The 13,205-nt window shown below is 38.1% G+C and carries 12 protein-coding genes; 7 read left to right on the plus strand and 5 right to left on the minus strand.

The annotated features are described in order from the left end of the window. Positions 1 to 1,272: DUF2972 domain-containing protein (locus tag LS68_RS07510; protein WP_138091340.1), on the plus strand; the 1,272-nt coding region annotated here is incomplete at its 5' end. 65 nt (positions 1,273 to 1,337) lie between these two features. After that, on the plus strand, positions 1,338 to 2,429 hold the full coding sequence (locus tag LS68_RS07515) for an NAD(P)-dependent alcohol dehydrogenase (RefSeq protein ID WP_138091342.1): 1,092 nt from the start codon (positions 1,338 to 1,340) through the stop codon (positions 2,427 to 2,429). Positions 2,430 to 2,952: 523 nt separating this feature from the next. Here the strand turns inward: LS68_RS07515 and LS68_RS07520 are convergent. From LS68_RS07520 to LS68_RS07540, 5 genes are all read right to left on the minus strand, one after another. Next, a complete protein-coding gene (locus tag LS68_RS07520) occupies positions 2,953 to 3,474 on the minus strand; it encodes a DUF805 domain-containing protein (protein ID WP_034372210.1) in 522 nt (173 codons plus the stop codon). A gap of 336 nt (positions 3,475 to 3,810) precedes the next feature. Next, entirely contained in the window at positions 3,811 to 5,571 is a 1,761-nt protein-coding gene (locus LS68_RS07525) for an ATP-binding protein (RefSeq protein WP_034372213.1), read from the minus strand. Between the two features lie 79 nt (positions 5,572 to 5,650). Then, entirely contained in the window at positions 5,651 to 7,477 is a 1,827-nt protein-coding gene (locus LS68_RS07530) for an extracellular solute-binding protein (protein WP_241993714.1), read from the minus strand. A 210-nt stretch (positions 7,478 to 7,687) separates the two neighbouring features. Further along, entirely contained in the window at positions 7,688 to 8,239 is a 552-nt protein-coding gene (locus LS68_RS07535) for an FkbM family methyltransferase (protein ID WP_034372216.1), read from the minus strand. A gap of 61 nt (positions 8,240 to 8,300) precedes the next feature. Then, positions 8,301 to 8,627: a hypothetical protein gene (locus tag LS68_RS07540; RefSeq protein WP_034372218.1), complete on the minus strand. Its 327-nt coding sequence runs from the start codon at positions 8,625 to 8,627 to the stop codon at positions 8,301 to 8,303. A gap of 264 nt (positions 8,628 to 8,891) precedes the next feature. On the opposite strand from LS68_RS07540, the gene LS68_RS07545 reads away from it, so the two are divergent. The 5 genes from LS68_RS07545 to LS68_RS07565 all read left to right on the plus strand — a co-directional run bounded on the left by LS68_RS07545 (position 8,892) and on the right by LS68_RS07565 (position 13,202). After that, positions 8,892 to 9,119: a hypothetical protein gene (locus LS68_RS07545; protein ID WP_138091344.1), complete on the plus strand. Its 228-nt coding sequence runs from the start codon at positions 8,892 to 8,894 to the stop codon at positions 9,117 to 9,119. Positions 9,120 to 9,244: 125 nt separating this feature from the next. After that, entirely contained in the window at positions 9,245 to 9,931 is a 687-nt protein-coding gene (locus LS68_RS09845) for a hypothetical protein (RefSeq protein ID WP_347232426.1), read from the plus strand. Between the two features lie 82 nt (positions 9,932 to 10,013). Next, a complete protein-coding gene (locus LS68_RS09850; RefSeq protein ID WP_241993715.1) occupies positions 10,014 to 10,532 on the plus strand; it encodes a class I SAM-dependent methyltransferase in 519 nt (172 codons plus the stop codon). Between the two features lie 154 nt (positions 10,533 to 10,686). After that, positions 10,687 to 10,986, plus strand: a complete 300-nt coding sequence (locus tag LS68_RS07560; protein WP_034374233.1) for an ATP-dependent Clp protease adaptor ClpS — start codon at positions 10,687 to 10,689, stop codon at positions 10,984 to 10,986. A 14-nt stretch (positions 10,987 to 11,000) separates the two neighbouring features. Next, positions 11,001 to 13,202 (plus strand): AAA family ATPase, encoded by a 2,202-nt coding sequence (locus LS68_RS07565; protein ID WP_138091346.1) that lies wholly within the window; start codon positions 11,001 to 11,003, stop codon positions 13,200 to 13,202. The last annotated feature ends 3 nt before the right edge of the window (positions 13,203 to 13,205 follow it).

The raw sequence follows: 13,205 nt of genomic DNA on the forward strand, positions 1-13,205 counted from the left end.
CACAATAAAAAAATAGAATCTCATAATCCCAACAAAAATACACTATCACACACACCCATACATCATCTTATCTTAAGCTATGAGAATATCCCTGCAGAACTTGCATGGGAGATGAATGTGCCTTTGCCACAATGCGATATGGTGAAATTTGAATCTCATGGCACGGGGAGTGTGTTCAAGCCATTTTTAGAAAAGCTAGGCATTAAGGTTACTCAACATCTTGATGAGAATTATTGTGCTAAATCTGCTTATTGCTCATTTTTTAATGACCTTAATCAAGGTGCTAGGATTCTTGCGATGAGGGATTATCTCTCCGTCATAGATGATAATGCTAAAAAACTTTATGCTCTAATCCCCTCTCCTCAAATCATCTGTCTTAATCAAGTCAGAGATCCTATAAGTATGCTTAGACATTATATGAGTATCAGGAGACTAGGCAAAGCCCCAAGGAGATTCAATCTCACTTTTGATAAGGATTTTATCCTAACCCAACTCGTAGAATACAGCAGTGCAAAAAATCACATAGGATCTAGCTATTATCCTAACCTTAGCGCGACTGAAGATTGGCTTGAGTGTCGCTATATATGCTTCCACGATACACAGCTTTTTAGAGAGCTAGTCAATATTAACGAGAAAAAAGTAAGCTTTATGGATATGTCAGAAATCGTAGGAGAAAAAACCCTACAAACAATGGCAAACTTTGCACAGCTTTTTAATGTCCCTGCTCCCCAAGCAAGCGATAAAGAATTTTTTCTCACAAGATCACATGACTTTGGTTGTTTGTTGCCACTTACACTCTATGTCCATCAGCAAGACTTAGAAAAATTCAACACAAACGATACAGATTCACTGACAAAACAAGGAGGCATCACTATCCATATCCTTAAAAAATTTCACCTTGAAAATAAGCGAGATATAAGTGCTGAAATATTAGGGAATCTGGCACACGATATGGTGCGCATTGCCATTGATAAAAACGATGAAGCGAGATTAAAACAAAATATACCACTCTATCAGCGCACTAAAGAATATTTACAAGACTTTATCCCTAGCCTTATAGAGCAAGACGCAAAAGAAAAAGCAAAAAAACTCACTGAAGAAGATGTCTTAGAACACTTTAAAAAAGATGCGCAATTAAGGGCAAAATGTAAAAATATTTTCGATAAACACTTAGAGCTTATCAAATCTCATCGTCCCGACATTGTAGCTTCATGGAAATATTATCAAGAGTTTGAGAAGCTTAGCATTACAAAACCTCTTGACAAAGACTAGGTATCAAGCGGTATAATTTTGAATCCAGATTCTGTAAGATTTATTTCAATGTTAAGGAGATGTAAATGCTATTAAAAGACAATTTGACACAGGCACAAAATGGAGAGAGAATCACTGCCAAAGGCTATGCAGTCGCGCACAAAAGCGACACTTTCAAACCCTTTAGCTTTTCGCGCCACCCTCTGGGCGCAAACGACATCTTAATCGAGATTTTGTTTGCCGGAATCTGCCACAGCGACATTCACAGCGCACGCGAAGAGTGGCACAAGGGCATCTTCCCAATGGTCCCGGGGCACGAAATCGCCGGGCGCGTGGTCGCGGTGGGCAAAAATGTGAGCAAGTTCAAGGTCGGCGATTACGCGGGTGTGGGGTGTATGGTCAATAGTTGCGGTGAATGCGAGGCGTGCAAGAGAAGCCAAGAGCAGTTTTGCGAACGCGGACAATGCGTTTTCACCTATGACTGCCGCGATTACTTCCACGACAACGAGCCAACTTATGGCGGGTATTCAAACAACATCGTGGTGAGCGAAAAGTTTGCGGTGAATGTCCCCCAAGACGCGCCGCTTGAAAAGGTCGCACCGCTGCTTTGCGCGGGTATCACCACCTATTCGCCCATTCGTTTTAGTAATGTCAAAAAAGGCGATAAGGTCGCTGTGGCTGGCTTTGGCGGGCTTGGCGTAATGGCGCTCAAATATGCGCTCAAAATGGGCGCAGAAGTCAGCGTGTTTGCGCGCAACAAAAACAAAGAAAAAGAAGCCCTAGAGCTTGGCGCAAAGGCACTCTACACCGACACAAAGTCGTGCAAAGAGCGGTTTGACTTTATCATCTCCACGATTCCCACCGCGTATGATGTGAATGCGTATCTCGAGCTGCTCAAATTCGGCGGAGAAATGGCGATTGTGGGCTTGCCACCGGCAAATGAGAATCTTGCAATCGACTTGACAAGGCTTGTTTTTGCGGCGGGTAAAAAGGTCTATGGTTCTCTGATTGGCGGGATTAAAGAAACTCAAGAAATGCTCGACTTTTCGCTCCAACACAAGATTTATCCCGAAACAGAGGTGATTTCTATCACACAAATCAATGAAGCGTATGAAAACCTCACGAGCGGCAAAGCAAAATTCCGCTATGTGATTGATATGAAGAGCCTTAAAGATTAGGCTCGAAACTTCTTAAGCACGCAATTAACTTGGCGCACATTACAGAAATCTAAGATTCTCCTAAAATGTGCGCAAAATTTCATTTTTTTAATAAAAAAAGGAAGACCCTCGTCGTTTCGAAGAAATTGTTTTTCAATCAATTATTATTTCAAGCATCTTTTAGAATCTCTGTATGATAAACTTCAAAAAAACACCCATTCACCTTTCCACTCATAAGAAAGGCATCATTTCTTTATCCACATATGCCTTTATTTCTTCCAAAGGTTAGATTCTATTTGAATCTTTTATGCTTTGGTATTATTAGCCTCATAATTATCTTTAAAGGGAATAAAAGAAAGAGAAGTTTAGTATCTTGTAAGTTAATATTTGTGAGTTTAATACTAAAGTTTCCATTGTTGTTATAAGTATCTATCATTTTAGGAGATTTTAACTCTATGCCTAAAGTAGAATAAGCTTTGTCTTTTTGTAGGATTGTTTGTAAAGTGTAAATGGAGGGGGTGGAAGACATATTATTGTAGTTGGCTTATGGTTTGTTTTTGGTGGGGAAAAATACCGCCAAAAGAATTATACACGGAAGCATAAACATTAACGAATAGCTTAATATTTTATATATCAAAGGGGTAGATTCGCTATTGTATTGGAATTGCAATAAATTCGTCCCCCATAACCACATTAAAATAAATAATGGTAACAGAATCCACGCATTTATGTCGGCATCTTTTAAGCGATTTGCTGTTGTGATAAAAAATGGCAAAGTCAATACTGCCATAGACACCATACAGCCAAACATATAAAAAAATAATAAATCTCCTAAATCCAATTTGGGATATTGAATGTCAAATAAGATTCTAAAAAGCCCTCGAGTAAAGCTGATACCATAAATTGTAAATATCATTAAACAGACAACAAATATAAGGATGCTTAGCCAAAAAACTAGATATTCTCTCCGAGAAAGCTTGGCTTCAAAGTTGAAAGTTATAGTGTTGTATAAAGGGGGCAATATAAAAGAATCGTAAAATTTTTTAATTAAAATTATAGCTTTCATTTTCTATCCTTGTTTGATGGATTTGCATTGCTTAATCCTCCTCCACTTCGATGCGACCTAAAAATGCCAAGGAATATTGGGATTACTGCTTATTTCTTGATAATTCTCTCGTAGCTTTCGCCTATACTCTTCCTCTTTTTCTACCATCTTTTCTCCCAAAACTCTTTTTTATATTCTTTTACCTTCTCTTCACTCCTTAAAATCTCCAAAAGTGTCTTAGCTCCTGCTTTCTTAGGGATTTTTCTATTGTAGCACTTTGATTAACATTGTTCTAATGGTATCTTTCCAATAAGTATAAGAATTCGGAGATTCTGCAATACTACAAGATAATCTTTCTCATCTTCCAAAGCCCATACTCTTTGTGCCATCAAAATTCCCACTCAATTCGTCCTTAATCGCCTTGATGAAATCTTCTTGAGTAAAAATCGGCTTAGTTTTAGTCGCGACTTTGTAAGCGGTGTTTTTTATCACAAGATTAATCTGTCCTCCGCTAAGGTCGTATTGTGCGAGATTCTTAGCAAGCTCCATTCTTTGGAGTGCCTTAAATTCTGCATTTTGTGGCAAAAGTTTATCCCAAAGCTCCACGCGCTGCTCAAAATGCGGACGCTTAAACTGAATCTTATAATTAAATCGCCGTGAAAATGCGCTATCAAAAGTCTCAAGAAGATTTGTCGTAGCAATCAAGATTCCCTCAAATCGCTCAATTTGTTCTAGGAAAATATTTTGCATTTGATTGTGCATTTTATCTACGCTATGACCACCTGTATTGCGCGTGCTAAGAAACTGATCCGCCTCATCAAGCAGTAAGATAGGTTCGTTTTTGATTTTTTTGCAAATCTCTTGATAATTATCAAAAATCTTGCGGACATTTTTTTCAGATTCTCCAACATACATAGAGAGAATTTTTGAGCAATCAAAACTAAGAATCTGCTTTTTAAGACTTTTTGCGAGTGCAAGCGCGCTGATTGTCTTGCCTGTGCCGGGCGCACCATAAAAGAGAATCTTCGCATCAATGCCTCTTTTTTTGTCTTTAATCCCCCAGAGTTTGAGTAAGCGCACGACATTACTATCCATTTGCGAGAGGAGATTCTCTAAAATTTCACGCGTTTGACGATCAAGGATAATCTCGCTCATATCGTATTTAGGCTCTAAAAGCTCAAACACTTCTTGCTCCTTGATAATGCTATCAAGGCTAATCTTAATGCGTTTTTTCTTTTTAGTGGGGTGAATGATCATTTGCAAAATATTTTCGGGAATAAAAAATGTGCGTGAGATTCCCCCAAAAGGACTAAGCAACTCATCATAATCAACCAATCCCTTTTGCACAAGTTTTGAATTTTCATCAAGCAAGACGCGGTGCTTGATTTTGTCGTATTCATCTTGACTGACAAGCTCTAAAAGATGATTCATATCGCGCAGATTCTCATCACTCCCAGAATATTCCTCTTTCAACAAAGCGAAAAAAATGATTTGCTCTTTATTTTCAAGTGCGTATTCTTTACATAAAGAGATAATACTAATATCTTTTTGTGTGAGATTTAAACGCGCGCTTATCGTGTCTTCAAGGAGTTTCAAACGATAGCTTGCGCGTGAGAGTGCGGCGGAATTGATTTTTTGAGCAAATTTTAGCGCACTCATCTTTTGCAAAATATCAATCACAGCAAACTGGTCTTTGAGATACTCTAAATGATCCTCATAAGGTGTGATTTCAGGTAAATCAATATTAAGTGTGCCATCCTCAAGGAGTTTCAAAAAAGTATGGGTTAGGCAAATATTATCATTATACAATTCAAGCAACGAAATCTCACCGATTCTATGCTGTAAAAATGAGCTTTGCGCAATCCAACCAAGCTCAATAAGATTCCTAATCTTAGGCAAATAGGAGAGATTAACTTCATTTTGTGTGAGCAAATCGCCCTTTGCGTGTGGGAAAACCTTTGAAAGCAAGGTATTTACGCAAAAATCTATTTCCCCCTCAAGCAGAGATTGAGCCATTATTTGCAAGATTCTACCCTCTTGCACATCGCATTTCAAATAGCCAAAAATAGCATTTTTCTCCAAGTCTTTAGCATTGATAAAATCCAAATAATGGTGCATATTTTTCCTTAAAAAGCGTGATTTTTAGAATCTATAAAGGCAATATTATAACATTTTAGATTTAAACAAGACTCTACGCTCATTGAGCCTTTGCCCACCATAAGTAAGGATCGATTCCATAAGGGGGTGAATCTTTAGGCATAGCGATTTTATCCCAATACGCTATGCGGAAAGTTTGGACATTAAAATGCGGGATTGCATAAAATCCCCACAATAAGATTCTATCCAATGCCCTGCCTATGGCATTTCTTTCATCTGAATCTTGCGCGACAATGAGCCTTGCGACAAGATCATCGACCACAGGATCACTCACCCCCGCAAAATTCTTACTTCCTGCTGTATTTGCGACAAACGACCCCCAATAGTAATTTTGCTCATTACCCGGAAAAAGACTTTGCCCCAAAAGCTCAATCACCATATCGTATTGAAAATTTCTCACACGATTAATATATTGTGAATTATCAACATTCTTGATTGTCGCTTTGATACCAAGCTTTTGGAGATTCTGTGCAAAAGGCAAACAAAGCCGCTCAAATCCCTCGTATGAAATGAGAATCTCAAATTCTAAAGGCTCATTCGCTTGATTGACTAACACACCATTACGGATATGATAACCTGCTTGTTGCAACAAATCCCTTGCGTATTTGAGATTTTCTCGCTTGTTTTCCCCTACTTTGATACGCCCATCAGTGCGTGGAATGATATATTCTTGCGATAATATTCGCTCATCTTTGAGAGAATCTTTATAGCTAAGGAGTATTTCTTTTTCTCTGCCTGTTGGGATTCTCGATGACGCAAAAGGAGAATTATTAAAAATATTAGTCGTGCGTGTGTATTGGTTAAAAAACAGATTCTGATTGCTCCATTCAAAATCAAAAGCATACAACAAAGCTTCGCGCACTTTGATATTATCAAAAGGGCTTTTACGAGTATTAAAGAAAAATCCTTGAAAAGTGCTAGGGAGCTGATGTCTAAAGGCTTTTTGGATAATCTTGCCGCTTTGCAATGCCGCACCTTGATAATCACTCGCCCATACTTTCGCACTTGTCTCAATCCGCCAATCATACTCACCCGCCATAAAAGCATTTTGCGCCACTGCAGGATCTTTGTAATATTCAATCACAACTTCATCAAAATTATACATTCCCTTTTGTGTCGGGTGATCTTTCGCCCAATATTCAGGATTGCGCTCATAGGTGATACTGCGCCCTACTTCAAACTTTTTAATCCGATACGCGCCGCTTCCTAGAGGGATTTCTAATAGATTCTGACCAAAAGTATTCTCGCCATTACGCATATAAAAATGTTGCGGTAAAATGGGTAATTGTCCCAGAATCAAGGGGAGTTCTTTATTTGTATTAGTTTTGAAGGTAAATTTGACTTCTTGAGGATTCAGAATCTCGACAGATTGGACATCAGCATAATAACGCTTGTATTCAATTTTGCCACGATTTAAAAGCGTCTCAAAGCTAAACTTTACATCTTGTGCGCTCACACTCACGCCATCAGCAAATTTTGCCTTAGGATTAATATGAAAAATCACAAATGAATAATCCTTTGCCAAAGTAATAGAATCTGCAATCAACCCATATTCACTAAAAGGCTCATCAAGGCTTTGAATAGTAAGTGTATTATAAAGAAGTGTCGTGAGTTCTGCGGCGGGATTGTTTTTCTGCACGAAAGGATTGAGACTATCAAAAGTCCCTAGTGAGAATCCCTTAAGACTCCCGCCTTTAGATGCGTTAGGATTAGCATAATCAAAATGTGTGAAATTTATAGGATATTTGGGCGAGCCATCAATACTTAGTGCATAAGTAGAATCCTGCACACCCCAAACTTGCGTGATACAAAAGGCAAACCCACACAGAATCTGCCACAGATGCTTTACAAACAGAGCTTTTATCAAAAAATTCCTTTGAGGGTGAATATTTTAGCATCAAGATTCTCTATTTATTTTAGTGAAAATCTCTATCGCAATCAGTCTAAAATTATAATGAATTTTTGATAAATGACGATTGTGATAAATGTATTTGAGATTCTTATACGATATAGATATGCGCTTATATCAAGCACATATCATCTTATCACTGGGTAATGCCTATCGCATCATTAAAGCTTATTCAAATAAAATGGGGATATTCAGCAACCATTCGTGATTTGGATAATCAAGGTTTGGTATATCACCGCATTCATTTCGTAGTATAAAAGTCTTTGGTAGTAAGTCTTTTCTCGCATAGCTCACTTCAAGCAGACTTGACATAAAACGATCTTTTACATAAACATGATAATGACATGGATTATAATGCAAGTGTATTGGCTGAAAAGCATGGCGAAACTTCTCTAGTATGGAGATATGTCTTTGTGCTTGTAGTGATTTTCTAGGGTCGCAGTCGTGAAACTCAAGAATAATTTGTGAAAAATATTTTTCAAATATGCTAAAATCAAGTTTTTCAAGTATCTCCCACTCCGCACCCTCAATGTCTATTTGTAATATATTATGGGCTTTTTCATCAAAGCTGTATTGCTGCATAATATCTTCAAAAGTAATGGTTTGATGATCTCTTATTGTCCCGACAAATTTTCTATGAAAAATCATATTCTTATGTGTATCTGGAGCTTTTTTTATACTTGCATCATATTGCAAGACTTGATAGCCCATCTTTGCCATATCTAAATCCCAAGGGGAAAAATCAGAAACACCTAGAGAAACTGCCTTTGGCTGTGAGCTATTAATGGGGGGGGGGTAGTAACATTACATATCCGCCATCTCTTTTGCCACCTATTCGCACGAGATTATCAATTTGTGCTGGACGCACAGCATTAAGATACTTTTTCGTATTTTCAATGCAAGACTTACGAGAATCTACCACTACATTTAATCCCATTTGAAGCATTGTAAAAAGCAATTCCTTATGCTCTTGATTCTGGACACAAGCTTGTATTGCATGGTTTGTGCTGATGATTCTCTGCAAACTCTGCAAACGATATAAGTTGTCATTAACAATATTTAATCTTCTTTTGATGCCACCTAGTGGATCTAAACGCGATTTAGCCATTAAAATCTCCTTTTGAAATAAAAATAAAATCAGCATTATATCATTTTAGATCTACGTTCATTATTGATTAAAATATGTAAAGCTAAAAACCCATTCTAAAAATCTTCTTTAGACTCTTTAACTTAACTTGCGCAAATACAAATCATAGTTTAAGTATGCGTATAAGATTTTATGATAAAATCCCCTTGCTTAAGGCTAAAATATTTTGAAAGCCAAGACGCAATAATGCCCTATCAAAGGCTATCTTACCCAAAGGAATCCGCTATGAAACTTTTACCTCGTTTTTTGCGCGACATCATCAGAGAAAAAAAGCAAAAAATCCGACACAAAAGGAGAATCGCCGCTTTCGATAAAATCATCGAAGCTTTTTTAGATTCTAAAACACCCGGCACGCTTTATGCACTTAATCACAATAAAATAGCGGGGGGGGGGGGAGCAATGCAGAATCTCAAGATTCTAATCCACAATCACAAGAGCTCATCATCTCTCTGACTTCTTATCCCAAACGAATCCCACTTATTCACCACACATTGCATTCTTTACTGATACAGACACACAAACCTCATCGCGTGGTTCTTTATCTCACTGAAAATGAATTCCCTAATAAAGAGCAAGATTTGCCTGCTAAACTCTTGGCTTTTTGTGAATGTGGGCTAGAAATTGCCTTTGTGCAAGGAAATCTTAGATCTTACAATAAGTTTATTCACGCTCTGCAAGATTTTAAAGATTCTATAATCGTTACAGCCGATGATGATGTGATATATAGTCCAGATTGGCTAAAACTCCTCTATGATGCCTATCTCAAAGAGCCTCAATTTATCCATTGCCACAGAGCGCACAGAATCTCTTTTGATTCAAACGGAGAGATACGACCCTACCAACAATGGCAATCAAGTATTCTCTACACACAAACCATACCTTCATATTTAAACTTTTTCACAGGTGTAGGTGGTGTGCTTTATCCTCCGCATTGCTTGCATGAAGATATTTTAAAACAAGATTTGTTCTTAAAACTTTGCCCGAGTGCTGATGATATTTGGTTTTTTGCTATGGCTTTGCTCAAAGGGACAAAAATCAATGTTGTAAAGGATAATATCCCTACTCTTAATGATGTGGATTGGGACGGGAATCACGACCTTGCGCTCTATCGCACCAATGTCTTTGGGGGAGCAAATGATAAGCAACTCGCCAATGTGATGACGCATTATCCACAACTCAAAGAAAAAATACGATTTGATTCTGATGAATATTGGGAAATTCGATATAAATCACATACTGATGAAGTAATGGGGGGGGGGGCATAAGATAAAATCCAAAGCCCGCATTGCCTATATTGGCGCATCGGGTGCAGGGAGCTACAATAATCTCGCACAATTTAAAGCAGAAGTGCTTAATGCCTTTGTCAAAGAACACTCTATCCATAATGTTTTAGAATGGGGTTGCGGCGATGGGAATCAATGTGCTTTGTTTGCGTTTCCCTCTTATATCGGGCTTGATGTCTCACCCACTGCTATTAAAAATAACAGACAAAAATTCAGTAACGATAAGACAAAAACATTCTTTGAAGTCAAAGAATACCTCCAACAAAATCCGCCACAATCGCCCTTAAGTATTTCACTTGATGTGATTTATCATCTAGTCGATGATTCTGTATTTGACACTTATATGCGCCATCTCTTTGCCTCCTCATACGCCTTTGTCATTATCTATTCTTCCAACAAAACAGAGCTGCACTGGGAACATGTCAAGCACAGGAAATTCACCGATTGGGTCAAAGAAAATGCACCTTCTTGGAATCTCTCTCAAGTCATTCCTAACAAATATCCTTTTGACGAAAAGAATCCCAATCACACTTCTTTTGCAGATTTTTATATTTTTGCATTGACACAGAATCTCACGCATTAAAAGCAAAATGCTCTATGCAAACTCAAGCAAATGAATGATAAGATTCTCATTCATTTGCAATATCAAAAGTAAGCAAAACAAAAATAAATAAACAATGTTTTACTTATTTTTGCTAAAATGATGGAGCTTAAATCAAACTTTTGAGGGATAAATTTTGGCACAAACAGCATTTGAAACAAGCCTAGAGGTATTATTAGAGCAGCCTAAAATGTATCGCGTCCTCCTTTTAAATGACGACTGGACAGCGATGGATTTTGTCGTGAATATTCTAGTAGAAGTATTTGAAAAGACGACTGATGAAGCAATGGCAATTATGCTTAAAGTCCATAATGAAGGTATAGGGGTATGCGGCATTTATACTTATGATATTGCCGAGCTTAAAACACAAATCGTCAAAGAAAAAGCACATAAACACGGCTATCCTCTGCGAGTCAAAACAGAAGAAATGCCTTAATTAAGAGGAATACAATGATTGGACAGAATCTTACATTGATTTTTAACGAATCTATTGATATTGCACGCGAAATGCGACACAATATCCTCACGACCGAGCATCTATTTCTCGCCACGCTTAACAATACACAAGGTAAATCTATCCTGCAAAAATGCGGAGGCAATATCCAAGAAATGGTGCAAATGACAAGCCTTTATCTCAAAAAATACATTCCTTTCACCGATCATATTATCACTAATCCGCGTCAAACCCCTGCACTTGATCGCATTATGAGTTCGATGATGAATCACGCCCAAAGTAGCAATAAACAAAATATTGATGTCGGGGATCTCATCGCATCAATCTTAGAAGAAACACAAAGCTTTAGCACAAAGATTCTCAAATCTCAAGGTATTGATCGTTTGAGTGTGCTAGAAGTCATCACTCAAGATGAACAAGAATCCACACAAGATCATACCGAAAGCCCTGAAAGAGCTGAAAATTATTTGCTAAAATACACAAAAAACCTCACACGACTTGCACAAGAAAATAAAATCGATCCTGTCATCGGGCGAGAAGATGAAATCTGGAGGGTGAGTGAGATTCTGTGCAGACGCAAAAAGAATAATCCTATCCTTGTCGGTGAGCCGGGTGTAGGGAAGACAGCCATTGCGGAGGGATTGGCATTAGAGGTGCATCATAAACGACTGCCTAAAGTCCTGCATGATGCGCAGATTTTTGCACTTGACATTGGCTCAATGATTTCGGGAAGCAAATATCGTGGTGATTTTGAAAAACGTCTTAAGGGCGTTTTAGCTGAAATCGCTAAAATCCCTCATAGTATTTTATTTATTGATGAGATTCACACAATTGTAGGAGCTGGGGCGACTTCGGGTTCGAATCTTGACGCGTCCAATCTCTTAAAACCTGCTCTTGCTAATGGCACTTTGCGTTGCATCGGTGCGACTACTTTTACTGAATTTAAACAACATTTTGACAAAGATAAAGCCCTTGTGCGCCGCTTTGCAAAGGTAGAAGTAAAAGAACCAAGCCTTGAGGATTGCTACAAAATCATAGAAGGGCTTGCACCAATTTATGAATCTTATCATCATATCAAATATTCTAAAGTCGCTCTTAAGGCGTGTGTGGATTTGTCTCATCGTTATATCAGTGATAAATTTCTTCCCGATAAGGCGATTGATTTGCTTGACGAAGTCGGAGCAAATTTCAGAATCTCTGGCAAAACCGAAGAAAAAATCCCTGTTATCACACTCAAAGACATTGAATCTGTGATTAGCAAAAGTGTGCATATCCCCAAATCTCAAATCAACAAGAGTGAAGGCAAAACTCTTCAGAATCTCGCCCACAAACTTAAAGAGCGTATATTCTCACAAGACAAAGCCATTGATGAGCTAGTCAATGTCATCAAGAAAAATAAAGCCGGATTGACCGAAGGAGAAAAACCTATCGGGAGTTTTCTCTTTGCAGGTCCTAGTGGCGTAGGTAAAACGGAGTTAGCAAAAGAGTTAGCAAAAGAGTTAGGCATTGAATTTTGCAAATTTGATATGAGTGAATATATGGAATCTCATTCCGTTTCACGGCTCATTGGCGCACCTGCAGGATATGTCGGGTTCGAACAAGGCGGATTGCTTGTCGATGCGATACGCAAAACACCTCATTGTGTGTTGCTCCTTGATGAGATTGAAAAAGCTCACGCAGATATTTACAATATCCTTTTGCAGATTCTTGATTCAGCGAGTTTGACAGATAATGCTGGGAATCGAGCAGATTTTAAAAATGTCATTATCATTATGACAAGCAATGCAGGAAGTAAAGAAGCTAATGTGCTAGGATTCAATGCTGATATGTCGAGCAAAAATGACACGGCAATCAAACATCTTTTCTCTCCCGAATTGCGCAGTCGCATTGATTGTGTGATACATTTCAATGCTTTAGGCATAGAAGAATATCTCTTGATTGCAAAAAAATACATCAATGATCTAGCACAGCATCTTAAAGAGCGTCAAATTAACCTTAGCATCACCCATAAAGCCTTACATCAACTTGCCTCACAAAGCATTGATAAAGCACTTGGTGCAAGAGAAATACGCAGAATCATCGACACGCATATCAAACTTGCACTTAGCGATGAGATTCTCTTTGGACAACTCAAAAAAGGCGGTAATGTCAAAATCACGCTTGATACTCATCAAAAATTTGTGCTGCAATGCGGATAAATC

It is taken from the genome of Helicobacter sp. MIT 05-5293 (genome assembly GCF_000765665.2).
GTDB lineage: Bacteria > Campylobacterota > Campylobacteria > Campylobacterales > Helicobacteraceae > Helicobacter_C.